Genomic DNA, 26,382 nt, shown 5'->3' with positions numbered 1-26,382 from the left:
CGGCGCGGGGCGGCGATCGACGGCAATTTCAGGATTTCTCTAACCATCGACTCACCGTCTCCCTTAGCGGCGCGGCAACGGCTTTCCGGTAACGTGTTCGTGATCGCGTCTTGGAGGGGTCTATGCGCAAACTGATTGTCACTGCCGCTGTGGTGGCCGCCGTCGGCTACGGATTTTTCAATTCGCACCTGCGCAGCAATACGCCCAACGCCAATGTGGTCGCCTATTCAACCACCGACGAGGCGATGCAGGGCGCTAAGGGCAAGGGCCACTCGACGCTACCCCGCTTCCATGAGTTGATGGCCGCCCGCACGCCTGGCGCCTATACGGTCAAGTTCCCGCTGACCCAGAACGGCGCCACCGAGCATATCTGGATGCAGCTTGTGGCTTTCAGCGACGGCCGCTTCGTCGGATTGCTGGCCGACAAGCCCGTCAACGGCAACCAGTACAAGATGGGCGACCGCATGACGGTTGCCGAGGCCGATGTCGAAGACTGGATGATCCGCAACGGCAGCGACGTCTATGGTGGCTACACGGTACGCCAGGCGCTGGCCGACATGCCGAAGGAACAGGCCGCGAAATACGGGATCACGTTCAAGGATTGAAGGCGGCGCTCCCTTCTCCCCACAAGAGCTGAGGAGAGGCCGTCCATCGCGCTTTCGTCGTCCTCGGGCTTGACCCGAGGACCCATGCCGTGACCATTGCCGTAGGGCGCAGCGTGCAGAATTCTGAAACGCCGCAGCGCCTTGATGTAACGGCATGGATTCTAGGGTCTGCGCTGCGTCGCTTCGCTCCTTGCTCCGCCCTAGAATGACGAAGCCGAAGGGCATCGCCCGTCACGCCTCGTTGATCACCGCCTCGATGTTGTAACCGTCGGGATCAAGCACGAAGCAGGCGTAGTAGTTCGCCGCGTAGTCCGGACGCGGCCCGGGCGCGCCATTGTCCGCGGCACCTGCCTCCAGCGCCGCCCTATAGAACGCATCGACCTCCGCCTTGCCCTTCACCCGGAAAGCGACATGAAGATGGGTGAGCGGCGGCTTCTCGCCGGTGCTCTGGATCTCGAACAGGCAGCCATTGCCGACATCGAAGGCCCAGAACACGCCTTCCTTGCCGAAAGCGAGGCGATACCCCAACGGCGCAAAAGCCTTTTCGTAGAAGAGCTTGCTCTGTTCGAGGTCGCTCACTTCGAGAGTGATGTGATCGATCATGGAAGGCCTTGGACAATCAGGCCAGTGCGGCCGGCCACGATGACGCGGCCGGCTTTGATCTATATTGGCGATGGCTGCATTTGGTTGCAACCAGATACCAGCCATCGGCCTCCAGCTTGCGAATAACTTCGCTGACTGTCAGCCTTGGCGGCATCGGGCCTCAGCTGCACCCGCTCGTCGAACCACACGTGTCGCACTTCTCGCAGGTGCCGTTCCGCACCATGGTGAAGTTGTGGCACTCCGAACATTCGTTGCCGGTGTAACCCTGGAGCAAGGACTGCTGGCGACGGGTGGCGGCTAGCTTCTTGGCCTCGGCGGCCTCGTTGGCGGCGGCGTCGGTGAAGAACGCCTCGGCGCCGCCGGCGGCCTCGGCTTCCTCTTCCACCATCTCCTCGGCCAGTTCCCTGGCGCGCTCCTCATAGTCGCGCTTGTAGGCAAGGGCCTCGTCGCTTGCCGGCTTCAATGCCAGCACGTTGGAGCCGGCAAAGGCGGTGGGCGCCGCGCGGGCAGGGGCGGTCGTCGGGGCTGAGCCGCCAAAGCCCTTGGGGTCCGAACCGGCAGCCGACACCAGCTTCACCGGCGAGGCACCGCGATAGAGGCCCTTGGAGAAGGGCGTCGCCTTGCCTTCGGTGATGCCGCGGCCGAGCGCCGTCTTGTCGAAGTCCGACTGGTCGACATGGGCGAGGTCGTGGCGGCCGAGATAGGACACGGCAAGCTCGCGGAACACGTAGTCGAGGATCGACGTCGCGTTCTTGATCGCGTCATTGCCCTGCACCATGCCGGCCGGCTCGAACTTGGTGAAGGTGAAGGCCTCGACATATTCGTCGAGCGGCACGCCATATTGCAGGCCGAGCGAGATGGCGATGGCGAAGTTGTTCATCATGGCGCGGAATGCGGCGCCTTCCTTGTGCATGTCGATGAAGATCTCGCCGAGGCGGCCGTCGTCGAACTCGCCGGTCCTGAGATACACCTTGTGGCCGCCGACGACCGCCTTCTGCGTGTAGCCCTTGCGGCGGTTCGGCAGCTTCTCGCGGTCGCGGTAGAGACGCTCGATGACGCGCTCGACGATCTTTTCCGTCACCTGCACGGCGCGCTGCGCGGCGGGCGCCGCAATCAGCTGCTCGACCGCCTCGTCCTCGTCCTCCTCGCCGTCGGCGAGCAGCGAGGCATTGAGCGGCTGCGACAGCTTCGAGCCGTCGCGATAGAGCGCGTTGGCCTTCAGCGCCAGCTTCCAGGACAGCATGTAGGCGTTCTTGGCGTCCTCGACCGTCGCCTCGTTCGGCATGTTGATGGTCTTGGAGATGGCGCCCGAGATGAAGGGCTGCGCCGCGGCCATCATCAGGATGTGGCTCTGGATCGACAGCGAGCGCTTGCCGATCTTGCCGCAGGGGCTGGCGCAGTCGAACACTGGCAGGTGCTCGGCCTTGAGGAACGGCGCCCCTTCGAGCGTCATCGCACCGCAGACATGGATGTTGGCCGCGTCGATGTCCTTCTTGGAGAAGCCCAGCGCCGGCAGCATCTCGAAGGAAAAGTCGGAAAGCTGCTCGTCGGTGAAGCCGAGCGTCTCTTTCACCCAATCGGCGCCGAGCGTCCACTGGTTGAACACGAACTTGATGTCGAAGGCCGACTTCAGCGCCGCATTCAGCGCCGCGATCTTCTCATCGGTGAAGCCCTTGGCCTTCAGCGAAGACGGGTTGATGCCGGGCGCCTGGTTGAGGTTGCCATGGCCGACGGCATAGGCCTCGATCTCGGCGATCTGGCTTTCGGAATAGCCGAGCGTGCGCAGTGCTTCCGGCACCGCGCGGTTGATGATCTTGAAGTAGCCGCCGCCGGCGAGCTTCTTGAACTTCACCAGCGCGAAGTCGGGTTCGATGCCGGTGGTGTCACAGTCCATGACCAAGCCGATCGTGCCGGTCGGCGCGATGACGGTCGCCTGCGCGTTGCGATAGCCATGCTCCTCGCCGAGCTCGATGGCGCGATCCCAGGCGGCGCGGGCATGCTCGGCCAGCGCCTGCTGCTTCAGGTCGGAGGCGACCAGCGGCACCGGATTGACGGCGAGCTTCTCGTAGCCATCCTTGTCGCCATAGGCGGCACGGCGGTGGTTGCGCATGACGCGCAGCATGTTCTGGGCGTTGCGGTCATAGTCCGGGAAGGCGCCGAGCTCGGAAGCCATTTCGGCCGAGGTCGCATAGGCGGTTCCGGTCATGATGGCGGTGAGCGCGGCGCAGATCGCGCGGCCCTCGTCGGAGTCGTAGGGAATGCCGGACGTCATCAACAGGCCGCCGATGTTGGCGTAGCCGAGGCCGAGCGTGCGGTAGTCGTAGGAGAGCTTGGCGATCTCCTTGGACGGGAACTGCGCCATCATCACGGAGATCTCGAGCACGACGGTCCACAGCCGAACGGTGTGCTCGTAAGCGGCGATGTCGATCGTGCCGTCTTCCTTGCGGTAGGGCAGGAGGTTGATCGAGGCGAGATTGCAGGCCGTGTCGTCGAGGAACATGTATTCCGAGCATGGGTTGGAGGCCCGGATCGCACCGGCGGAGGCGCAGGTGTGCCAGTCGTTCATCGTCGTGTTGAAATGCAGGCCGGGATCGGCGGACGCCCACGCGGCATAACCGATCTTTTCCCACAGATCCCGCGCCTTCAGCGTCTTCAGCACCTTGCCATCCTTGCGGGCGGTGAGCTGCCAGTCGCCGTCGGCCTCGACGGCGCGCAGGAAATTGTCCTTCAGCGACACCGAGTTGTTGGAGTTCTGGCCGGAAACGGTGAGATAGGCGTCAGAGTCCCAGTCGGTGTCGTAGGTCTTGAACGACATCGAGGTGTAGCCCTGGCGGGCGAACTGGATGACGCGATAGATGTAGTTCTCCGGCACGGCGTCCTTCTTGGCCGCCTTGATCTCGCGCTTCAGCGCGGTGTTGAGGGCCGGGTCGAAGCAGTCGTCGCCATTGCCTTCGCAATTGACGCAGGCCTTCATGATCGCTTCGAGGTGCTTCTTGACGATCTTCGAGCCGGTCACCAGCGAGGCGACCTTCTGCTCCTCATTGACCTTCCAGTCGATGAAGTCCTCGATGTCGGGATGGTCGGCGTCGACGATGACCATCTTGGCGGCGCGGCGCGTGGTGCCGCCCGACTTGATGGCGCCCGCCGCGCGATCGCCGATCTTGAGGAAGCTCATCAGGCCGGACGAGCGGCCGCCGCCGGACAGCTTCTCGCCTTCGCCGCGCAGCATCGAGAAGTTCGAGCCGGTGCCGGAGCCGTATTTGAACAGGCGCGCCTCACGCACCCACAGGTCCATGATGCCGCCCTCGTTGACGAGGTCGTCCTGAACGCTCTGGATGAAGCAGGCATGCGGCTGCGGATGCTCGTAAGCCGACTTCGACTTGGTCAGCTTGCCGGTGAAGGGGTCGACATAGAAGTGACCCTGGCTCGGCCCGTCGATGCCATAGGCCCAGTGCAGGCCGGTGTTGAACCATTGCGGCGAGTTCGGCGCCACGCGCTGAGTGGCCAGCATATAGGCAAGCTCGTCGCGGAAAGCGCGGGCATCTTCTTCGGACTTGAAGTAGCCGCCCTTCCAGCCCCAATAGGTCCAGGTGCCGGACAGCCGGTCGAAGACCTGGCGAGCATCGGTTTCCGAACCATAGCGCTCGGCCTCGGGGAGCTTGGCGAGTTCGGCCTCGTCGGCAACCGAACGCCACAGGAAGGAGGGGACGTCGTTCTCCTCGACCTTCTTCAGGCGCGCCGGGACGCCGGCCTTGCGGAAATATTTTTGGGCCAGGATGTCGGCCGCGACCTGACTGAACTGCGCCGGCACATCGATGTTATCGAGGCGAAACACCACCGAGCCGTCGGGATTCTTGATCTCCGACAGGGCCTTGCGGAATTCGATCTCCGCGTAAGCTGCCCCTTCTTGACCTGCTTGGTCTGGCTTGGTGAAGCGACGCTCGATGCGCATTGGTCCGGTCCCTTTTGTCTACATATAGCGCTTTTCCCCAGGGATTGCTGCCCCGCCAGGCGAAAAGCACGGTCCGCCGTTTGCCGGCATCGCAGGCGACGCCGGCATTCTCCTCGTCGCGGGCAGCACCGTGCAGACAAGCAAACGCCCTTCCAGGCGCTCACCCAGGCTGCAGGCCGACCCGCGGGTCCCTCAAAACTGAAACTTTGTCGATTCCCTCGGAAGAGGGAGGTTCACACTATCTAGGGTCGAGCCTGCCTGCAAACACTAAATATAGTGTTAACAGATCATTTTTTCCAGCCCGACAATTCTCCCTTTCGCCCACCCAAGCCCCATCATTCCCAACGCTTCCGCCGGCCTCGTGAACGGGCGGAAATGTGGGCAAAACGCACAAAATCCGGGAAAAAAGACCGGCCTCTGAACTCTCCGGTCACGCCCGCAACAGGAGCGCATGGCCTATAAAAAGCGACTCGTTCTGACCCGTCAAGGATTCGTTTTTATAGGTTTTGTGACCCCAACATGTTGTGTGTCACATATGTGGATAACGGGGACAGAAAGGCGCTTCGAAAAGCGTTTATTTGACGGTCCTTGCGGACGGTTCGCCGGGTTGCCCGGAGCCGGGCCCGGCGAGCGGCTTTTCATTTTAGCTGGCTTGCACTATCTGTTGCCCTGCGCGGGGGCGTGTCTTGTCAAGCCTGGAAGCATTCGCTACGCCCCGCTCATGACAGTTACAGTTCGTTTCGCCCCGTCGCCGACCGGCCGCATCCACATCGGCAATGCCCGCACCGCGCTGTTCAACTGGCTCTTCGCTATGAACAACAAGGGCCGCTTCATCCAGCGCTTCGACGATACAGACGTTGCCCGTTCGACGCAGGAATTCGCCGATTCAATTCTCTATGACCTGCATTGGCTCGGCATTTTTCCCGACGTTACCGAATATCAGTCGCGTCGCTTTGAAGTCTATGACGCCGCGGTGGAGCGGCTGAAGGCGGCGCGCGTGCTTTATGCCTGCTACGAAACGCCGGAGGAGCTCGACCTGCGCCGCAAGGTGCGCCGCACGCGCGGCCTGCCGCCGGTCTATGGCCGCGAGGCATTGACGCTGACGCCGGAGCAGGTGGCCGAATACGAATCCGACGGGCGCCGGCCGCACTGGCGCTTTCTTCTGCCGAACTTCACCGGCGACCCGCTGCAGCCGGAACGGACCGAGGTGCACTGGAACGACCTTGTGCGCGGCGAGGAGACCGTCGATCTCGCCTCACTGTCGGACCCAGTCCTGGTGCGTGAGGACGGCACTTATCTCTACACACTGCCTTCGGTGGTCGACGACATCGAGATGGGCGTCACCCATGTCATACGCGGCGACGACCACGTCACCAACACCGGCGTGCAGATCGCCTTGTTCCAGGCGCTGGGCGCTGAGCCGCCGGTGTTCGGTCATCACAATCTCTTGACCACCGTGTCGGGTGAGGGGCTGTCGAAGCGCACCGGCGCGCTGTCGATAGAAAGCCTGCGCGAGGACGGCATCGAGCCGATGGCTGTCGCCTCGCTGGCCGTGCTCGTTGGCACATCGGAAAATGTCACGGCAGCGCACGATCTCAACGAGCTCGCCAGCCATTTCGACCCGGCCGCGACATCCAAGTCTGCCGCCAAGTTCGATCCCGACGAGCTTTTCGTGCTCAATCGCACGCTGATGCACCAAATGCCGTTCGAGGAGGCGCGCGACCGGCTGATTGTGCTTGGCATTTCCGGCGACAGGGCCGAGCCCTTCTGGCTCGCCGTGCGCGGCAACATCGACCGTTTGTCCGACGCTGTCGCCTGGTGGCGAATCCTGAGCGACGGGCCGCAGGAGCCGGCGGAATTTTCCGGCGAGGACCGTGACTTCCTCCACCAGGCGTTCGACCTGTTGCCGGAAGAGCCTTGGAACGGCACGGTCTGGAAGGATTGGACCGGCAAGATCAGGGAAGCGACGGGCCGCAAGGGCAAGCCGCTGTTCATGCCGCTGCGGCTTGCCCTTACCGGGCGGTCTTCGGGGCCGGAGCTTGCAGATCTATTGCCGCTGATGGGTCGGGAAGGAACGCTGGCCCGACGACCCTGACCTTGCGCTGTTCCGGCGGCAGGGCCGAAACCGGTGACGCCGGCACCTTGGCGGTCAGCTGCTTGATAGCCGCGCGGTCGAGCCCGCCTGCAGCGTTGGCGAGCGTTTCGGGATCGGCGCCAGCATCGAGCTTGGCCGCCGGCGCCGGCACGAGGGTCGTCGCCCCGCTGTCCGGCTGCGGCTGTTCCGGATTGGGCGGATTGCCGCCTATGATCGAGAAGTTTTCGGCCTGGGCGTTGCAGCCGCATTGCGGCGGCCGCGAGTAGTTGGCCTGCTTGTAGAGATAGGCCGTCGGCAGCTCGCTGTAAGGACGGCCGGTCGCCGAGGATGTCATGTTGCCGGCGTCATCGTCCATGCCGCGCGTGTAGAAGACCTGCATCTCGGTGCCGGGGCAGCTCGATTCGCAATTCTTCTGATCGCGCTCGAAATCGCCAACAGAGGCGGCGTTCGACGTCGGGAAGAAATAGCCGTCGCAGGTGCGCACGCAGACGGTGCGGAACTCGCCGTTCACCCTCGGCAGGTCCATGCCGTCGGGTTGGTTGATCACCCGGCGGATGTTGCGCGCGCTGGGATCGTCTGGCGGAAGCGCTTCAGGCGTGTCGAGCGTATCGATCTCCTCGTCGCCACGGCCGAAGAGCTGCTCGAACAGATTGCCGCCACCATTGTTGCGGGCGGCGTCCTGGATCGGGGCGCGAGGCGGCTCGACTTCATCATCGCGGCAGCCATTGGCGTCGAGCGCCGCAAGAATGCGGCTGCGGTCGCGCCGCGTGCCGCCGCCGGCCAGCCGCTGGCGCTTGGCCTGCAAGATGTCGAGATTGGCGTTCATACGCTCTATCGAGGCATTGATCGCCGCGCATTGGCCGGCATTGCGCGAAAACAGCGCGAAGCCGCAATTGGCATCACCGGCGCGGCCGCGCGCCTTGGCCAGCTGCTCGCGCTGGCGGGCGATCGCGTCGTCATATTTGCGGATCAGTCCCGGACCGCCGCCACCGCCGCGCGTGGCTGCAAGCTCCGCTTCGAGCTGGCGGCAGGTGCGAGAAGCGGCCTGCGGCTCCGTCACAGCGACAGCCGACGCCGCCAACACTGCAAGCAGCGCAGCAAGGTGCGTCAGCTTCAACCCCTTCATCCGCCTGGAATCCCGATTGCCTGTGGAAGGCTACCGCGTTCGTGCTTAACTGTTCCCTAGCTTACTAGCCAAACACAATTCCGCTGGCGCGAGCTCGCACAACCCAGAGCTCACCCTGAACTCAGATCGGGGCGAGCGCCTGCGCCTTGTGCGCCGCCTCGACCACCGCCAGTGCCGTCATGTTGACCACGCCGCGCGACGTCACCGAAGGGGTCAGGATGTGCGCGGGCTTGTCGGTGCCGAGCAGGATCGGCCCGACATGCAGCGCGTCCATCATGGCACGCAGCGCCGTCAGCGTGATGTTGGCCGAATCGAGGTTCGGGAACACCAGCAGATTGGCTTCCCCTTTCAGCCGCGAATGCGGGTAGACGCGCTGGCGCAGATGTTCGGAAAGAGCCGAGTCGGCATGCATCTCGCCGTCGCACTGCAGTTCCGGCGCGATGCGGGCGAGGATGGCGGCGGCCTCGCGCATCTTGAGCGCGCCGGGCGAATCGCGCGAGCCGAAATCCGAATGCGACAGCAGCGCAGCCTTCGGCTCGATGCCGAAGCGCTGGATTTCTTCCGCCGCCAGCACCGTCATCTCGGCGATCTCCTCCGCCGTCGGATCGACGGAGACATGGGTGTCGGTGAGGAAGATGATGCCGCGCTGCGAGATCAGCATCGACAATGTCGAGAGATCGCGGTCCTTGATGCCGGGACGCGGCCCGATGATCAGCGTGACATTGCGCAGATGTCGCTCGAAGCGGCCTTCAAGCCCGCAAATCATCGCATCCGCATCGCCGCGCTTCAACGCAAGCGCGGCGATCACCGTGTTGTTGGTGCGCACCATGGTGCGGGCGGCTTCCGTCGTTATACCCCGGCGCCCGGCGAGCTCGATCAGCAGATCGACATAGTGCCGGTAGCGCGGATCGTCCTCCGGGTTGATCAACCCGAAATCGACCCCCGGCCGGATGCGCAGGCCGTAGCGCTTCAGCCTGACTTCCACGACATGCGGACGGCCGATCAGGATCGGCTCGGCGATGCCTTCCTCCAGGACCACCTGTGCCGCCCGCAGCACGCGCTCGTCCTCGCCGTCGGCGTAGATGACGCGCTTGGCGCTGGCGGCCTTGGCCGAGGAGAACACCGGTTTCATCACCAGGCCAGAGCGGAAGACGAAGCGGTTGAGCTTGTCGACATAGGCCGCGAAATCGGAGATCGGCCGCGTCGCCACACCGGTGTCGCAGGCGGCTTTCGCCACCGCCGGCGCGATGCGCAGGATGAGACGCGGATCGAAGGGCGAGGGGATCAGGAAGTCCGGGCCGAAGACCGGCGTCTCGCCGGAATAGGCGCGGGCGGCGACGTCCGATGGCTCCTCGCGGGCCAGCGCCGCGATCGCTCTGACCGCGGCCATCTTCATCTCCTCGTTGATGGCGCTCGCCCCGCAATCCAGCGCGCCGCGGAAGATGTAAGGAAAGCAGAGCACGTTATTGACTTGATTGGGAAAATCGGAGCGCCCGGTGCAGATCATGGCGTCGGGCCGTGCCGCGCGCGCCACCTCAGGCATGATCTCCGGCGTCGGATTGGCGAGCGCCAGGATCAGCGGCTTCGGCGCCATGTGCTGCAGGAGTTCTGGCTTCAGCACGCCGGCGGCGGAGAGGCCGAGAAAGACGTCGGCGCCGGGGATGACATCGGTCAGCGTGCGCGCCTGGGTGTCCTTCACATAAGGGTCTTTCCAGCGGTCCATCTCCTCGACTCGGCCTTTGTAGGCGACGCCGAAACGATCGGTGACCCAGATGTTTTCGACCTTGGCCCCGAGCGAGACCAAAAGGTTGAGGCAGGCGAGCGCCGCAGCGCCCGCGCCGGACGTGACGATCTTGATGTCGGAGATCGATTTGCCGGCGAATTCCAGCCCGTTGAGCACCGCGGCGGCGACGATGATTGCCGTGCCATGCTGGTCGTCATGGAAAACCGGAATGCCCATGCGGGCCTTCAGCCGCTCCTCGACCTCGAAGCATTCAGGCGCCTTGATGTCCTCGAGATTGATGCCGCCGAAGGTCGGCTCGAGCGCGGCCACCGTCTCGACCATGCGCTCGATCTCGGGAGCATCGATCTCGATGTCGAAGACGTCGATGCCGGCGAATTTCTTGAACAGCACCGCCTTGCCTTCCATCACCGGCTTGGAGGCGAGCGGGCCGATATTGCCCAGCCCAAGCACCGCCGAGCCGTTGGAGACAACGCCGACGAGGTTGGCGCGCGCCGTGTAGTCGGCGGCGGCCGCGGGATCGTCCCGGATCTCGAGACAAGGAGCGGCAACGCCCGGCGAATAGGCAAGCGCGAGGTCGCGCTGGTTGCCCAGCGGCTTGGTCGCCTGGATCTCGAGCTTTCCCGGGGTGGGGTGCTTGTGGAAGAAGAGCGCGGCCTCATCGAGGTCCGATCGGGCCGTTTTCTTGCTCTCGCCGTCCATTCGCGGCCCTCCTGCGCTTCTTGCTTTCGAGCCTTTTAGCATGCAGCGGCGATTCTTCGCGACGCCAAATGTCGGCCCTGGCATTCACGATGCCGAGGCGAAGATAATCAATCCATTTCAGCCTGTTGGCTGGGAAACTTGCGGCGGATCGACGAAGCTCGTCAGAACGCACTGACGTAGAGGCCGCCGTCGACCGGGATGTTCTGTCCAGTGAGATAGCCGGCATGAACCGAGCACAGGAAGGCGCAGATCTGGCCGAACTCTTCCGGCGTGCCGAGGCGCTTTGCCGGTACGTCGGCGCTGATGCGGGCCTTGCGCGCGGCGGCCGCTGCGGGGTCTTCCGGCGTGCCGGCTTCGTGCGGGCCACGCAACCGGTCGGTGTCGAGCTTGCCGGGCAACAGGCTGTTGATGGTGACGTTTCGGTCGATCACCGTGCGGGCCACGCCGGCAAGGAACGAGGTCAGGCCGGCGCGGGCGCCCGACGACAGGTCGAGGCCCGGTAGCGGCACATAGACCGACAGCGATGTGATGTTGACGATGCGGCCGAAGCCGCGCTTGGCCATACCGTCGATGACCGCCTGAATCAGCTCGATCGGCGTCACCATGTTCTGCGTCACGCCTTCGAGGATTTTCGCGCGGTCGAGCTCGCGGAAATCGCGAAGCGGCGGGCCGCCATTGTTGTTGACCAGGATGTCGGGGGCGGGGCAGGCGGCAAGCAATGCCTTCTGCACTTCCGGCTTCGAGACGTCGCCCGCGATCTCGATCACCTCGACGCCGAATTTTTCGCGGATTTCCTGCGCCGTCTTCGCCAACAGCTCGGCGTTGCGGCCGTTGACGACAAGGTCGACGCCGGCTTCGGCCAGCGCAATCGCGCAGCCGCGCCCCAGTCCCTTGCTCGAGGCGCAGACGATGGCCTTCTTGCCGCGAATGCCGAGATCCATGGTGATTTCTCCTTTTTCGAGGGCGGCAAGCTAGCGCCTGGGCTGGACCAACCGCAACCGTCATACGGTTGTTGCATGAATCGAGGCATAGCACGCCAAAGAAAGGTGGAAATCGCAATGTCCGGTCCAGAGCCCCGCACTTTTCGCACCATGTTCATTTCCGACGTGCATCTCGGCTCGAAAGCGGCCAAGGCCGATTTCCTGATCGATTTCCTGCGCCACCATGACGCCGATACCATCTACCTGGTCGGCGACATCGTCGACGGCTGGCGCCTGCGGCGCAGCTGGCATTGGCCGCAGAGCCATAACGACGTGGTGCAGAAATTGCTGCGCAAGGCGCGCAAGGGCGCCTCGATCACCTACATCGCCGGCAACCACGACGAGTTCGCCCGCCAGTTCCAGGGCGTGCATTTCGGCGGCATCGTCGTTGCCGACCGCGCCATTCATGAGACCGCCGACGGCAGGCGGCTTCTCGTCATCCATGGCGACCAGTTCGACACTGTGGTGCACAATCAGCGCTGGCTCGCTTACCTCGGCGACTACGCCTATGACACGGCAATGCTGGTCAATCGCCTCGTGACGAGACTGCGCCACCTGCTCAGCCTGCCTTACTGGTCGTTCTCTTCCTGGGCGAAGGTCAAGGTGAAGAAGGCGGTGAACTTCATCGGATCGTTCCAGATGGTGCTCTCCGAGGAAGCGCGGCGCTCGCATGTCGACGGCGTGATCTGCGGCCACATCCATCACGCCGCGATCGAACGCTATGGCGACGTGCAATACATCAACACCGGCGACTGGGTGGAAAGCTGCACCGCGGTGGTCGAGCATTTCGACGGCCGCATGGAGATCCTGACCTGGGCGCATGTGCTGCCCGAAGTTCCGGCCGGCAAGGACGCGCCGGTGCGCGTCGATCTTGTCGATCTCAAGGGCAGGGCTGTCAAGGCTGCCTGAGCGCCTTTCCGGCTCCGAGGTTGCTTGTCTTTCAACAGCTTTGGCCAGATCGACTGGTCCAGGCGGTTCCGCCGCTCCTTGCCGCGTGATAGGGATCGAAACGCGTTGCGGTCGTGGAATGCAGCGTAATTGGATCGATTCATGTCGCTGCCGCCACTTTCGCCTGAGCAACTCGTCAAGCCCGCCCATTTCGAACTGCGCATGAGCCTGATCTTCGCGACATTGTTCGTGTCGCAGGGGACCCATCTGCCCTATTTCCCGCTCTGGCTGGAGGCGAAAGGCTTCCACGCCGAACAGATCGCCGTCATCCTGGCGGCGCCGATGTTCCTGCGCGTCGTGACGACCCCGATGCTCACCGCGTTTGCCGACCGGGCGAAGGACCGCGCCAATGTCTATATCGCGCTGGTCGCGGCGACGATGATCATTTCGGCCGGCTATTTCCTGCCGGCCACCTATGCGGGCGTGCTGGCCATCTCGCTGTTGCTTTCGATCCCCTGGACGCCGCATTCGCCGATGGCCGATTCGCTGGCTCTGTCGGGCGTCCGCCGCTTCGGCTCCAACTACACCGCCATGCGCAAATGGGGTTCGATCTCCTATTTCTGCGCCAATATAGTCGGCGGCTTCATCCTGGCGGCCACCGGCCCGCAAACTGTTCCGGCGATCATCTTTGTGGCCCTTGCCGCAGCGCTTGTCGCGGGTTTGTGGGCGCCGCGGATGGGCAAGCCTCGCAAGGCGTCGCCATTATCGGCGACCGACATTCAGCATTCGGCGCCAAGCCTCTTCAACGCCTATTTCCTCTATTTCACGCTGGGTGTCGGCATCATCACCGCCAGCCACGCCTTTCTTTACGGCTTCGTGTCGATCTACTGGAAGTCGATCGGCATCAGCGATTCCGTCGTGGGCCTGCTGTGGGCCTGGGGCGTGGTTGCCGAGGTCTGCATGTTCTTGTTCTTCAACCGCATTTTCGCCTCCGTTTCCGTCGTCAGGGTGATGGTGATCGCCGGCATCGGCTCGATCCTGCGATGGGTCGCCTTTCCGCTGGTCTGGCCGCTGGGCCTCGGCGTCGTCGGCTTCTTCGGCGTCCAGACGCTGCATGCGGTTTCGGTGGCGATGGTGCTGATCGGCCTGCAGAAGATGATCGGCGAAACGGTTTCCGAAGAGCGCACGGGCGCCGCGCAAGGCATCGCCTATTTCTTCAACGGCTTCTTCATGGCCGCGGTCACGCTGGTCTCCGGCCCGCTCTACGATCATCTTGGCGTCGACGGGTTCCTGGCGATGATCCCGATCGCGATCATCGGCCTCGCGCTGATCGGGCTTGCCGCGCGGTCAGCCCCACAGCGCCGGCTGAGGCGGTGAGACCAGCGAGCCCTGGTAGACGAGACCCGGTTCGCGGTCGTGCGCCAAGAGCAGCGGCCCGTCGAGGTCGACGAAATCGGCGCCTTGAGCCAAGAGCACTGCCGGCGCCATGGCGAGCGACGTGCCGACCATGCAGCCGACCATGATGCCGAAACCCAACTCGCGGGCACGGTCGCGAAGGATCAGCGCTTCGGTCATTCCACCAGTTTTGTCGAGCTTGATGTTGACGACGTCATAAAGGCCGACCAGCGCTTCGAGGTTCTTCGCCTCGTGCACGCTTTCGTCGGCGCAGATCGGCACGGGATGCGCGATTTCGCGCAAGATGCCATCACGGCCGGCCGGCAGCGGCTGCTCGATCAGCACTATGCCGTGCTCGGCTGCGAATGCGAGATTCTCGACGATGTTGTTATCGGTCCAGCCCTCGTTGGCATCGAGTATGATGCGGCTTTGCGGGGCGGCTTGCGTCACGGCGCGAATCCTTGCCGCGTCGTTGTCGCCGCCGATCTTGACCTTGAGCAGCGGCCGCGAGGCAGCGGCGCGGGCCTGTGCCGCCATCGCCTCAGGTTCGGCGAGCGACAGCGTGTAGGCGGTTTCGAGCGCCTTAGGCGAAACGACCCCGATCGCGTCCGCCACCGGCCTGGCGCCCAGCTTGGCTTCGAGATCCCACAAGGCGCAGTCGATGGCATTGCGGGCCGCTCCGGCCGGCATGGCCGCGAGCAAGGCGGTGCGGCCGATGCCGTCGATGATCTGGCCGCGCATCGCCTCGATTGCGGCGCGCACGCCTTCCATCGTCTCGCCGTAGCGCCTGTAGGGCACGCATTCGCCGCGCCCGACATGTCCGTTGTCGGCGATCGTCACGGTGATGACTTCGGCCTCGGTTTTCGATCCGCGCGATATGGTGAAGGTGCCCGCGATGGGGAATCGCTCCGCCTCGACCGAAATGACACGCGCCATATTTTTCTTCTCCGGCTGTGCGACCCGGTCTCCCGGCAAATCGACACGCCAGTCCCGTCACGCTAAACAGGACGCCATGTTGACCATCCGCAAACGCGACGCAAGCCGCACGCCCGCCGGTGATGCCAATCACCAGCCGCGCATTATCGTCGGCGAGGAAGGCGACGTAATCGGCTGCGCTTTCTCGGGTGTCTGGACGACGCGGACCGTGGCATCGGTCGATGCGGAGATGCGCAAGATCGAAAACCGCAACAGCGCCAAGAAGCTGATGCTCGACCTTTCCCAGATCGAGAAGATGGACACGGCCGGCGCCTGGCTGATCGATCGGCTGGCGAGCGCTTTCGAGAAGAAAGGCGTCGAAGTCCATGTGCAGGGGCAGAGCGAGATCGCCTCAATCCTGCTCGGCGCGGTGGGCGACGCGGTGCGTCGCGAACCCGAATCGGGGCCGGCCGGACCGCCCAACATCATCCTGCGCGCGCTGGAGCTGGTCGGCCGCCGCGTCTACGAGATGCGCGACGATTTTCTGGCCTCGATGAACATCCTCGGCGCCACCATCCGCGGCGCGCAGATGAAGCTCGGCCGCGGCCATGCCGTCAATCCGGCAGCAATCTTCAACCAGATCGACCGCATGGGCGTCGGCGCCATTCCCGTGGTGGTGCTGATGTCGGCCATCGTCGGCGCCATCGTCGCCCAGCAAGGCGCTTATCAGCTCAGCTATTTCGGTGCCGACATTTTCGTCGTCGACCTCGTCGGCGTGCTGATCCTGCGCGAACTTGGCGTGCTGATGACCGCGATCATGCTGGCCGGCCGCTCGGGCAGCGCCATCACCGCCGAGATCGGCTCGATGAAGATGCGCGAGGAGGTCGACGCGCTGAAGGTGATCGGGTTGAACCCGATCGGCGTGCTGGTGTTTCCGCGGCTCGTCGCCTTGGTGATTGCGCTGCCGTGCTTGACGATCATCGCGAATTTCGCCGCGCTCGGCGGCGGCATCATCGCCGCCTGGCTCTATTCCGACATTCCACCGGCGGCATTCATCGATCGGCTGCGGGTCGCCATCGACCTCAGCACCATTTTTGCCGGGCTGATCAAGGCGCCGTTCATGGCCATGATCATCGGCACCATCGCTTCGGTCGAGGGCATGAAGGTCGGCGGCAGCGCCGAATCGCTCGGCCAGCACGTGACCGCGTCGGTGGTGAAGTCGATCTTCGTCGTCATCATCCTCGACGGGCTTTTCGCCATGTTTTACGCATCGATCGGGTTTTGAGATGGCGGTTGCAAGCGGCAACGGGGTCAAGACGGCGCAGAACGCGGACCAGAGCGAGATCGTGCTTTCGGTCCGTGACGTCACCGTTGCCATCGAAGACAAGCTGATCCTCGATAAGCTTTCGCTCGATATCGAGCGCGGCGAGATCCTGGGCTTCGTGGGGGGGGGGGGGGGCGAGCGGGGGGGGGGGGTGGGGCCCACCCACGGGGGTATGGGGCAACCAAAGGGGAACAAAAGGGCGGTAGGCGTCGCCGGCGCCCAGGCCAGCCACATCGAGCGCCTGCGCATCGACATGCGGCTCGGCGTCCTGTTCCAGCACGGCGCGCTGTTTTCGGCGCTGACAGTGCTGGAAAACGTGCAGGTGCCGATGCGCGAGTATCTCGACCTGCCGAAGAAGCTGATGGACGAGCTCGCCATGCTCAAGGTCGAGCTGGTCGGGCTGCCGCCGGACGCAGCGCAGAAATTCCCTTCCGAGCTGTCGGGCGGCATGATCAAGCGCGCGGCGTTGGCTCGCGCGCTGGCGCTCGATCCGGACATCGTCTTCCTCGACGAGCCGACCTCGGGCCTCGATCCGATCAGCGCGGCCGAATTCGACGAATTGGTCGTCAAGCTGCGCGATACGATGGATTTGACTGTCTACATGGTCACGCACGACCTCGACACGCTGTTCACCGCCTGCGACCACGTGGCGGTGCTCGGTAAGAAGAGGGTGCTGGTCGAAGGCACGATCGACGACATGCTGAAAAGCGAGGAGCCGTGGGTAAAATCCTATTTCCGCGGAAAACGCGCCCGGCAACTTGATCTTGCGGCTCGCGCACAGCCATAAGTGAGGTAATGGAAACCAGAGCCAACTACGTCATTGTCGGCATTTTCACGCTGGCCGCGATCCTCGCGGCCTTCGCCTTCGTCTACTGGACGGCCGCGATCGGCGAGCGTGGCGAGACGACGCTGTTGCGCGTGCGCATCCCGGGCTCGGCTTCGGGCCTTGGCCGCGGCAGCTTCGTGCTGTTCAACGGCGTCAAGGTGGGCGACGTCAAACGGGTCTATATCGATGTCGACAACCCGACGGTCGCCATCGCCGATACCGAGATCGACCGCATGACGCCGATCACCAAGTCGACGCAGGCCGATATCGGGCTCGCCGGCCTCACCGGCCAGGCCAATATCGAGCTGAAAGGCGCCGATCCAAAGGAAGTGAAGCTGCTCGACCAGGCCGAGAAAGAAGGCAGGGTTCCGGAGATCGTCGCCAATCCGTCGGCCGTGACCAACCTGCTGCAGACCGCGCAGAACATCTTCACGCGTGCCGACAAGGTGCTTTCCGAGTTGGAAGGCTTCACCAAGGATGTTCGCGGACCGCTGACGCAGACAGTCAAGAACGTCGAGACCTTCTCCAACGCGCTGGCCAAGAATTCGGACGGCATCGATAAATTCCTGTCCGCCGTGAGCTCGCTTTCGGAGCAATTGCAAAATGTGTCGGGCCGACTCGACAGCACGCTGAAGGCGGCCGAGGGCCTGCTCAATTCGGTCGACAAGGACCGGATCAAGAGCATCGTCGCCAATGTCGACACTGTCACCGCGAACCTCAAGGAAACCAGCGGGCAGTTGGACGGCATGCTGAAGAACGTCGATGCCGCGGTGGGGTCGGTCAACGACTTCGCCAAGCAGACGCAAGGTACGCTCGCCAAGGTCAACGGCGTTCTCGATGGGATAGATCCGGCGGATGTCCGTACGGCGCTCGCCAACATCCAGAAGGCGAGCGACAGCGCCAACAAGGCGGCCGCCGACATCGCCAAGGTCACCGACAAGATCGCCAACCGCTCCGACGACATCAACGATACGATCAAGAATGCCCGCCAGCTTGCGCAACGCCTCAACGACGCCTCCGTGCGCGTCGACGGGATTCTCGAGAAGGTCGACAAGCTTCTCGGGTCCGGTGAAGCCAATGGCGTAATGGCCGATGCTCGGGCGACGCTGAAGTCCTTCAAGCAGGTTGCCGATACGCTGAACTCTCGGCTGGGCACCATCGTCGACAATCTGTCGCGCTTCTCCGGCCAGGGCCTGCAGGATGTCGAGGCGCTGGTCCAGGCCAGCCGGCGCTCGATCAGCCGAATCGAGGAAGCGGTGACAGATCTCAGCCGAAACCCGCAGCGCATACTGACGGGCGGCGAGGGGGAGGTCCGTCAGTTTGACGGCAGGGCACGGCGTTGACTTCCGCTGCTGCGAACGCCAAGAACATGGATTGCAGCTGTAAGTTGATCGTCAGATCCGGGGACAGTGGGGATCGCGCGTGAAGTTAGTGAGAGGGTTGAAGTCCGTTGCTGCCGCGACGCTCGTGTTCACGCTTGCAGGCTGCGCGGTACTGGGGGGCAGGCCGGCGCCGCTCGACACGTTCGAGCTTTCCGCGCCTTCGCTCGACATGCGAGGCCACAGCCGCCGCCAGATCCTGATCGCCCAACCCTCGGCGCTGAAGGCGCTGGACAGCCAGAACATCGTGATCAGGCCGTCCGACCAGTCGATCCAGTTCCTCAAGGGCGCGCAATGGGCGGACCGCCTGCCGCTGATCGTGCAGGCAAGGCTCGCCGAGACTTTTCAGCGCTCCGGCAGCTTTGCCGGTGTCGGCAAGCCGGGCGAGGGTTTGGCGATCGACTACCAGATCATCGTCGAGGTGCGGTCCTTCGAAGTCCGGGTCAATGGCGGCGAACATGCCGATGTCGAGCTGTTCGTGCGCATCCTCAACGATCGCAATGGCGAGGTGCGCGCCTCGAAGGACTTCACGGCCAGCGCACCGGTCTCGGGCGGCGGAAATGCCGCTTATGTCGGTGCCCTGGACAACGCGTTCGGCCAAGCGGCGAAGGACATCGTCCGCTGGACCGATTCGGTGATCTGAACGAATGCGCGTGCCGGTGCGGTGCCACGCAGGCTACAAACACTCGAAGACGTCTGCCTGCAATTTTTCGGATTTCAACAGATGTTGCAGGGTGTAGGTCAGCGATAGCGCATCGTCGAGCGCGTCGTGTGCCCGCAACGGAGCGTGGTCGACGCCATAATAGTCCGCCAGCTTGTTGCTGGGTGTCCTCGCCAAATCTTCGATCGGCATCCCCGCCGCTAGCAGCAGCTTGACTGCATTGTCGAACCGGTTGGCTGGTATGGAAACGGGAATGCCGGCGACATAACAACTGATCGCGACCATGTTCAGCTCGTCCTTGCCCCAGGACCAAAAGCGCGCACCGTCGGAGAAGCGGTCGATGTCGGCAAGAGCTTCTGCCAATCCGACTCCCTCGGTCTCCAGGGTTTCTTCAGTGATGCCGGTGAGCTGGGTGAAAAACGGATCAAGCGCGTATCCCCGGCCGAATCGGTCAATCGGTTGCACATAGGCGCGGTGCGTGCCTAATAGGGGAAACTCCCCCTCAAGTCCGAGCTTTACTGCGCCGACCTGGGCTATGACCGGATCGGGATCATGAGCCGCGCACCAAAATCTGCGTTGCGAGCCTTGGAGGCAAAGAAATTCGCAGTCGAAGATTATCGCTGTCTTCAAGGCCTTCCCGCCAATTCGAAGATGGGACCTGCGTCAAACTGGAAGTGGATTCTAAAATGAAGAAGCGGAGCAATGGCCCCGCTTCAGTGTCTGATATGTGCCCCGCTCAGTGCAGGCGGCCGCTGGCGTGGGCCAGCATCGTGTAGACCTTGCCGGTGTCCGACGTGAGATAGGTTTGCGCCATGATGTTGTCGCGGTCGTTGCGCGACACATCCTTGAGCAGCTTCTCGAAATCGTCGCAGTAGCGGTCGACGGCGGCGCGGAACTCGGCCTCGGCCTGATACTTGCGGCGGATCTCGTCGAAGGTCTGCTGGCCCTTCAGCGTGTAGAGCCGGCGCGTGAACACGTCGCGCTCGCCGCGGCGGTAGCGGTTCCACAGCTCGATCGAGGCGTCATGGTCGATGGCGCGGGCGATGTCGACGGACAGCGAATTGAGCGATTCCATGACATGCAGCGGCGAACGCTGGGCAGGGGTCGCGCGCGGTGCTTCCGCGGGCGTCGCCGGCTTCAGCTCTTCCTCGCGCGAGGCGTTGGTCAGGAGATCGCGCACCCAGCCGCCCTGCTGCGTGCGGCCGTTCGGATCGCGGCGCGGCGCTTCCGCCGGGCGCTCGAGATCGAGGGTGCCGCGCAGCGTCGTCTCGCCGAGCGGTGCCTGCGGCGCCGGGCGCTCCGGCTGAGGCTGCTGCGGCGCCGGCGGGCGGCGCAGCGGCTGCTCGGCGGGGCGGGCGGGCGACTGCGGCGCGGGGCGCAGGGCGCGCGGCTCACCGGTCTCGCTGCTGCCGCTGCGGCCGGATTTCGCAACGATATCCGACAGTTCCTTGAGCGCGTTAATCTGCTCGGCGACGGCGCGGCGGATGGCCGAGGTCGATTCCTTGGCCTCCTCCGGCATCTCGATGACGCCTTTCTTGAGCTCGGCGCGGGTGAGGTCCAGCTCGCTCTTGATGGAGCCCGCAGTGCGCCGCATCTCCTCGGTCGCGTCGGCGAAGCGGCGCGTCGCCGAATCGACGACCTCGGCGATGGCGGTGCGAATCTTCTCCGCCGATTCCATCGTCCGGCCCTCGGCATTCTGCATCGTCTGGCCCACAAGAGTCTCGAAGGAGCGCATGACTTTCTCGAGGTCTTCCGACTTCTTGACCAGACCGACGGCGAGGTCTTCCAGCGACGACTGCCGCTCCAGCGTGTGCTCGAGATTGCTCTGCGCGGAGCTCAGCAGGTCCGAGGCGCTCGACAGCAGGCGGCTGTGCTCGTCGAACTTGGTCGCGATCGAGGCGACCTCGCGCAACGTCGCCGACGACAGATCGGTGAGCCGCGTCGTGTTGGAATCAACGAGGCGCGCCGAGCTGGCAAAGGTCTGGGCCGCCTTCTCGGTGGTCGCCGCGAAGCTCTGCGTGCTGCCGCTCAGGCGCTCCTCGACCTGGCCGAGATTGACGGCCGCCTGGTCGATCAGCTGACTGAGCTGCGCGCTGGAGGTGGTCATGCGGCCGATAAGGTCGGCAACGCTGTCGGCCAGCGTCGAGCGGGCGCCCTCGACCGCCGAGAGCGTCTCCGCGGTACGGTTGGCGAGCGCATTGACGAGGGCCGCGTTTTCGCTGCGCAGCTTCTCGGTCGCCTGTTCGGTGACCTCTTCCATCCTCTTTTGCAGCTCGGAGCCGCCCTGGGCGAAGCGCTCGACCAGCGGACGCGCCGTCTCGTCGAGAATCTTCGACATTTCGGCGGAGCGCGCCGCAAGCATGGTGTTGAGCTCGCGGGTGTTGGCGCCGATGGTCTTTGCCGCCTCGTTGGTGCTCTGGCCGATATGCTGGCCGACCGCGGTGAAGGTTTCGGCAATGACGTTGGCGCGCGAGATGAGCTGCGCCTCGGCGCTGGAGACCTGCTCGTTGAGCTTCTGACCCATCGTTTCGGCGCCATAGGCGAGCCGGTTCTCGACGCTCGCAACCTGCTCCTCGACACGGGCCGCGGCCGCAGCGGCGCTCGAGGCCAGGCGTTCGTCGGCACCGGCGAGCGCCTGCTCGATCTCACGGGCGTGGACGGCGAGTTCCTGGCCGGTCTGGCGGGCACGGTCGGCGACGCGCTGCTCGGTGGCGGCGAATGCGCCGACAATGGTGTCGGCATGTTCGCCGATGGTCGAGGTGCTGCTGGCGATGCGCGACACCAAACGGTTGTCGGCGTCGTCGAAGATGCGGGCAATTTCAGACGCCCGCGACGACAGCGCCTCCGCACCTTCGGCAATGCGCGAGATCAGATGCTGGTCGGCGGCGTCGAAGATGCGGCCGAGATCCGAAGCGCGGGCGGCCAGCGCTTCGGCCGATTCGGTGATGCGCATGCTGAGGCGCTCGTCCGCGCCCTCGAAGTTGCGCAGGATGTCGCCGGCGCGGGCTGCGAGCGACTGCGCCGTTTCGACCGCGCGGGCGACCAGTTTCTGGTCGGCGGCGTCGAAGGTGCCGGCGATCTCGCCGGCGCGGGCGGCGAGCTTGTTGGCGGTTTCCTCGGCACGGGCCATGAGCGCGTTGGACGCGTCATCGGCGCGGGCCATCAGCATACTCGAGGTGTCCTGCGCGCGCTCGTGCAGGCGGCGGTCGGCCTGCTCGAAGGCGTTGGCAATCTCTTCGGCCCTGGCGAGCAGCGCAGCCGAAGTCTGTTCGGCGCGTTCGGCGATCTTGCGATCGGCGTCGCTGAAGGCAGCGCCCGCCTGCTCGTGCAGCGTGCTGGTGATTTCCATCACCTTGTCGCGCAGCGCGCCGGCAACGAAGACTGCGGTCTTTTCGAGGACGCCGCGGACATTGTCGACGCCGGCCGAAAGCGCACGCTCCATGGTGCCGGCCCGTTCTTCGATGACGCCGGTCTGGCGGCTGAAGGCCTGCTCGATCTTCTCGACATCGGCAGCGATCGCCGCCGAGATGTCGCTGCTCTTGGCCGCGATCTGGTCGATATGGCCGGACACCGAACGGTCGACCTCCTTGCGCGCTTCGGCGAGCTTGACGAGGTCATCTTCCAGCGCGCGGGCCAGCATGTCGCGGCCTTCGGACAGCTTGCCGATGTGACCGGCGATGACGCCGTCGATCTCCGAGCGGCTTTCCGCCAGCTTCTGCAGATCGGATTCAAGCGCTCGCTTGAGGATGTCGCGACCTTCGGCGAGCTTTTCCACCTGGCCGGAGACCAGCCCGTCGATGCCGGCGCGGCTCTCGGCGAGCTTGGCCAGGTCGGCCTCGAGGGCGCGCGTGAGGACATCGCGGCCTTCCGCGAGCTTGTCCACCTGGGCGGCAACGAGGCCGTCGATCGAGGCGCGGCTTTCGGCGAGCTTGGCGAGGTCCGCTTCGAGCGCACGCTTGAGGATATCGCGGCCTTCGGCCAGCTTCTCCACCTGGCCAGCGACCAGACCATCGATCGAGGACCGGCTTTCGGCCAGCTTGGCGAGATCGTCCTCCAAGGCCTTGGACAGGGTCGAGCGGTCCTGGACCAGCCTGTCGGCGTGGGTCTGCATGAGGCCGCTGGCATTGGCCATGTCGGCATCCAGGACGCGCGACAGCTCGGCGCGATGGTCGGCGATCTTCTGCGAATGATCGACGATGGCGCTCTGGATGGTGTTGAGGTCCGCTTCCAGCGCGCGTTTGAGGATATCGCGGCCCTCGGCAAGCTTCTCGACCTGGCCGGCCACCAAGCCATCGATGCTGGAACGGCTCTCGGCCAGCTTGGCCAGATCGTCCTCGAGCGACTTCGACAGCACGGCGCGGTCCTGGACGAGCCTGTTCTGGTGATCGGAGATTGCGCCGCCGACGGTCTGCAGGTCGGCCTCCAGGGCCTGCGACAGGTGAGCGCGTTCCTCCTGCACCTTCTCGGAGTGTCCCGCAATGGCACCCCTGATGGTGTTGATGTCGGCTTCCAGGGCACGCTTCAAGATATCGCGGCCTTCGGCGAGCTTCTCGACCTGGCCGGCGACCAGGCCGTCGATCGAGGCGCGGCTCTCGGCCAACTTGGCGAGATCGGATTCGAGCGTCTGGGACAGCAGGCTGCGGTCCTCGACAAGCCTGCCGGCGTGGCTGTCGATCAGGCTTCGGATTCCGCTCAGGTCGCCCTCCAGCGCGCGGCTGAGTTCACCCCTGTCCTCCGCGAGCTTGGCCGAATGGGTCTCGATCAGGTCCCTTATCCCGGCGATGTCGGTCTCCAGCGCCTTGGCGAGCACGGCGCGGCCCTCGGCGATCTTCTCGACCTGGCCGGCGACCAGGCCGTCGATCGAGGCGCGGCTGTCCGCCAGTTTGCCGAGATCGGCCTCCAGCGCGCGCGCCAGAATGTTGCGGCCCTCGGCCAGCTTGCCGACATGTCCAGCGACCATTTCGTCAATTATGGTGCGGGCTTGCACGAGTTTGCCGGAGTCTTCGTTCAGCGCCTGGGAGAGGCGGTTGCGACTCTCTTGGAGCTGCTCGAGATGGGCGCCGAGCGAGGCGTCGATGGCCGCGTGGGACTCGTTGACCTTGCGCAGGTCCTCTTCCAGCGCGCGAGAGATAAGGCTGCGGCCCTCGGCCAGTTTTTGGACCTGACTGGCCACGGCCTCATCGATGCCGGCGCGACTCTCGGCGAATTTCGCGAGGTCCTCCTGCATGGCGGCGGCCATACGGTTGCTGCTGTCGGAGAGCTTCCGGCTGTGGTCTTCGATGGCTTCGTCAATGCCGGCGCGAGCATCGGCGAGGCGCTGGATGTCGGAGTCGAAGGCGCGCGACACGACATGGCGGGCCGCCTCCATGCGTCCGGCGAAATCCGTGGCGCGGGCTTCGAGCATGGAAGAGGTCGACGAGATGATGTCGGCCATGTCGGCACCGATCTGGGTCTTGCCCTGATCGATCATCGACGACAGCTGGTCCTTGCTCTCGGCGAAGGTGTTGGCGATCTCGCGCGCACGTTCGACCAGAGTTTCGTTGATCTGGCGGGCACGCGCTTCGAGCGCGGCATTGAGCTTCTGGGTGCCGGTGTCGAGTGCTTCGGCGCGGGTCTGGAACTCGCTGATCAGCGCCTGGCCGCGCTCGGCCAGCGTCCGCTCGATGCCGCTGAGGCTTGCTTCGAACTCGGAGTTCAGTGTGCGGGCGGCGCCGCCGAGCAGCGAAACCATGCCGTTGGTGCGATCGTCAAGAAGATCGGTCAGCGAACGGGTAAGGCCGTCCGTGGTGTCGGTCAGCTTGGCGATGCGGGTGTCGAGCAGGCTGGCAAAGGCCTCGCCCGAGGTCGACAGGCGGTCGGTGATCGTGTCGAGCCGGGTTTCCACCGAATCGAAGATCGACAGCGAGCTCTCGTTGATGCGATCGATCAGCGTGTCGCCCGAATTGTTGATCGTCATCGACAGCTTGGTCGAGGCATTGAGGATCGAATCGCGGATGATATCGCTGGCGGCACCGATCTCGTCGCGCAGCGTCTCGTGCGCGCCGTGGATCGAAGCGCGCACGCGCTCGGCATGGCTAACGACAGCTTCGCGCTCGCTGCCCAGCCCGTCGACCAGCGAGCGGATACGCGCTTCGTTCTCGGAATAGGAGCGCTCGATCTGGTTGACTTCGCTGTGGACGAGGGTTTCGAGCTCGACGGCGCGGGCCAAAGTGCGTTCGATGCCTTCACCCATGGCGGCGACCTCGCGGCGAACGGCCTGACCGATCATCATGACGCGGTCTTGGGCAAGGTTTTCCGGCTCGGCGAGGCGGAAGGCCACTTCGGTCATGGATTGCGCGGCGATGCGCATTTCCTGCGCGCGCCGGATCATGGCGGCGAAGGCCCAGAACAGGATGACTGGGATGATCGCCGCGACCGCCAGGCCGATCAGCTCGGGGCGGGCGAAGAACTGGTCGAGAGTGCGGATCTGCCAGATGCTCGGCCCGAACAGCAGGTTGGCGAGGCCGCCGGCGCCCGCGATCCAGGCGAGTGAAATGAACGCGATCACCCAGTAAACGGTGCTCGAAGCGCGCCGGTTGAGGCCATGCAGAAGCGTCCGGTAATCCTTTTGGCGATCGTCATTGGCCGGCGTGAAACCGGCAGGAGCCGGCGTAAAACCGTTCGGTTGCGAGGCGCGCGATTCGAGCGGGCGCAGTTCCGCCGGCTTCGGCTGGGGCGCCGCCTTCGCGGCCTGAGGCTCATTTGCCGGCTCGATTCTATGGCTGCGGCCTTCGCGCGCCAGTTCATCCGCGGCCGCCGAAATCTGGGCCTCGAGATCTTCCATCGACGCCGCCATGTCGAGCCCGCCTTCGTCGCCGTTCAGGTCAAGGTCAAGCGCCTTTTCCAGTTCCGCGGCCACGTCGCTCTCGAGAGATTTGGTCGTCGTCGGTTTCTTAGCCATGCCTTCGCTACCCTGTACTAGCTGCCGCGGGACTTATGATTTTGGCCTGATTCTGGCTTGTCTGGTCCCAGACAGGAGGCTGAAAATGGACGTTCGTATCGTAATGACACACACGGGTAAAGAAAACATGCATTCCCGGCGATACGTAAAACTTTAAATATAAGGTTAACGAGAGCGTGATTTGGCTGCCTCCGTGACAACATTTTTCCCCGGCAATCGTTAACCCGTTGGCGACGGGAATCCGCCTATT

Annotated in this window: 16 protein-coding genes; 8 read left to right on the top strand and 8 right to left on the bottom strand. The window is 64.3% G+C overall.

From position 1 onward, the window contains the following. The first annotated feature begins 122 nt into the window (after window positions 1-122). The gene (locus tag P9230_RS01125; RefSeq protein ID WP_278117061.1) at window positions 123-605 is read left to right on the top strand and encodes a DUF2314 domain-containing protein; all 483 of its coding nucleotides are present in this window, start codon (window positions 123-125) and stop codon (window positions 603-605) included. A gap of 231 nt (window positions 606-836) precedes the next feature. Here the strand turns inward: P9230_RS01125 and P9230_RS01120 are convergent, their stop codons facing one another. Further along, the gene (locus P9230_RS01120; protein ID WP_278117059.1) at window positions 837-1,208 is read right to left on the bottom strand and encodes a VOC family protein; all 372 of its coding nucleotides are present in this window, start codon (window positions 1,206-1,208) and stop codon (window positions 837-839) included. A 160-nt stretch (window positions 1,209-1,368) separates the two neighbouring features. Continuing rightward, entirely contained in the window at window positions 1,369-5,160 is a 3,792-nt protein-coding gene (locus P9230_RS01115) for a vitamin B12-dependent ribonucleotide reductase (protein ID WP_278117057.1), read from the bottom strand. A 721-nt stretch (window positions 5,161-5,881) separates the two neighbouring features. On the opposite strand from P9230_RS01115, the gene gltX reads away from it, so the two are divergent. Beyond that, a complete protein-coding gene (gene gltX, locus P9230_RS01110) occupies window positions 5,882-7,255 on the top strand; it encodes a glutamate--tRNA ligase (protein WP_095800819.1) in 1,374 nt (457 codons plus the stop codon). On the opposite strand, the gene P9230_RS01105 is transcribed toward gltX, so the two are convergent. The 3 genes from P9230_RS01105 to P9230_RS01095 all read right to left on the bottom strand — a co-directional run bounded on the left by P9230_RS01105 (window position 7,173) and on the right by P9230_RS01095 (window position 11,765). Continuing rightward, a complete protein-coding gene (locus P9230_RS01105; RefSeq protein ID WP_278117054.1) occupies window positions 7,173-8,381 on the bottom strand; it encodes a DUF2865 domain-containing protein in 1,209 nt (402 codons plus the stop codon). The two genes, gltX and P9230_RS01105, sit on opposite strands and share 83 nt — an antisense overlap. A 121-nt stretch (window positions 8,382-8,502) precedes the next feature. Further along, window positions 8,503-10,824 carry an NADP-dependent malic enzyme gene (locus tag P9230_RS01100; protein WP_127248014.1) on the bottom strand — a complete coding sequence of 774 codons (2,322 nt, stop codon included), beginning with the start codon at window positions 10,822-10,824 and terminating at the stop codon, window positions 8,503-8,505. 161 nt (window positions 10,825-10,985) lie between these two features. Then, the gene (locus P9230_RS01095) at window positions 10,986-11,765 is read right to left on the bottom strand and encodes an SDR family oxidoreductase (RefSeq protein WP_095825300.1); all 780 of its coding nucleotides are present in this window, start codon (window positions 11,763-11,765) and stop codon (window positions 10,986-10,988) included. 117 nt (window positions 11,766-11,882) lie between these two features. Between P9230_RS01095 and P9230_RS01090 the strand changes: the two genes are divergently transcribed. Then, the gene (locus P9230_RS01090) at window positions 11,883-12,713 is read left to right on the top strand and encodes a UDP-2,3-diacylglucosamine diphosphatase (RefSeq protein ID WP_278117052.1); all 831 of its coding nucleotides are present in this window, start codon (window positions 11,883-11,885) and stop codon (window positions 12,711-12,713) included. Between the two features lie 141 nt (window positions 12,714-12,854). Then, the gene (locus P9230_RS01085; RefSeq protein WP_278117050.1) at window positions 12,855-14,069 is read left to right on the top strand and encodes an MFS transporter; all 1,215 of its coding nucleotides are present in this window, start codon (window positions 12,855-12,857) and stop codon (window positions 14,067-14,069) included. Here P9230_RS01085 and dgcA read toward each other — a convergent pair. Next, the gene (dgcA, locus tag P9230_RS01080) at window positions 14,040-15,023 is read right to left on the bottom strand and encodes an N-acetyl-D-Glu racemase DgcA (protein ID WP_127217190.1); all 984 of its coding nucleotides are present in this window, start codon (window positions 15,021-15,023) and stop codon (window positions 14,040-14,042) included. The two genes, P9230_RS01085 and dgcA, sit on opposite strands and share 30 nt — an antisense overlap. Window positions 15,024-15,099: 76 nt before the next feature. On the opposite strand from dgcA, the gene P9230_RS01075 reads away from it, so the two are divergent. The 4 genes from P9230_RS01075 to P9230_RS01060 all read left to right on the top strand — a co-directional run bounded on the left by P9230_RS01075 (window position 15,100) and on the right by P9230_RS01060 (window position 19,174). Next, entirely contained in the window at window positions 15,100-16,287 is a 1,188-nt protein-coding gene (locus P9230_RS01075; RefSeq protein ID WP_067328401.1) for an ABC transporter permease, read from the top strand. A 1-nt stretch (window position 16,288) separates the two neighbouring features. Then, the gene (locus P9230_RS01070) at window positions 16,289-17,113 is read left to right on the top strand and encodes an ATP-binding cassette domain-containing protein (protein ID WP_278117047.1); all 825 of its coding nucleotides are present in this window, start codon (window positions 16,289-16,291) and stop codon (window positions 17,111-17,113) included. 8 nt (window positions 17,114-17,121) lie between these two features. Further along, on the top strand, window positions 17,122-18,495 hold the full coding sequence (locus tag P9230_RS01065) for an MlaD family protein (RefSeq protein ID WP_278117045.1): 1,374 nt from the start codon (window positions 17,122-17,124) through the stop codon (window positions 18,493-18,495). An 88-nt stretch (window positions 18,496-18,583) separates the two neighbouring features. Then, window positions 18,584-19,174, top strand: coding sequence for an ABC-type transport auxiliary lipoprotein family protein (locus P9230_RS01060; RefSeq protein WP_095800812.1), 591 nt, complete (start codon window positions 18,584-18,586; stop codon window positions 19,172-19,174). Between the two features lie 33 nt (window positions 19,175-19,207). On the opposite strand, the gene P9230_RS01055 is transcribed toward P9230_RS01060, so the two are convergent. Together P9230_RS01055 and P9230_RS01050 are read right to left on the bottom strand one after the other, a co-directional pair. Then, window positions 19,208-19,822 (bottom strand): 3'-5' exonuclease, encoded by a 615-nt coding sequence (locus tag P9230_RS01055; RefSeq protein WP_067328411.1) that lies wholly within the window; start codon window positions 19,820-19,822, stop codon window positions 19,208-19,210. 106 nt (window positions 19,823-19,928) lie between these two features. Continuing rightward, window positions 19,929-26,132 carry a kinesin gene (locus tag P9230_RS01050; RefSeq protein WP_278117043.1) on the bottom strand — a complete coding sequence of 2,068 codons (6,204 nt, stop codon included), beginning with the start codon at window positions 26,130-26,132 and terminating at the stop codon, window positions 19,929-19,931. Between the last annotated feature and the right edge of the window lie 250 nt (window positions 26,133-26,382).

Origin of the sequence: Mesorhizobium sp. WSM4887 (genome assembly GCF_029625865.1) — a bacterium.
In the GTDB taxonomy this organism is placed as follows: Bacteria; Pseudomonadota; Alphaproteobacteria; order Rhizobiales; family Rhizobiaceae; genus Mesorhizobium.
The sequence above is the reverse complement of the archived record's forward strand: the minus strand, read 5'-3'. Positions and strand labels throughout refer to the sequence as shown.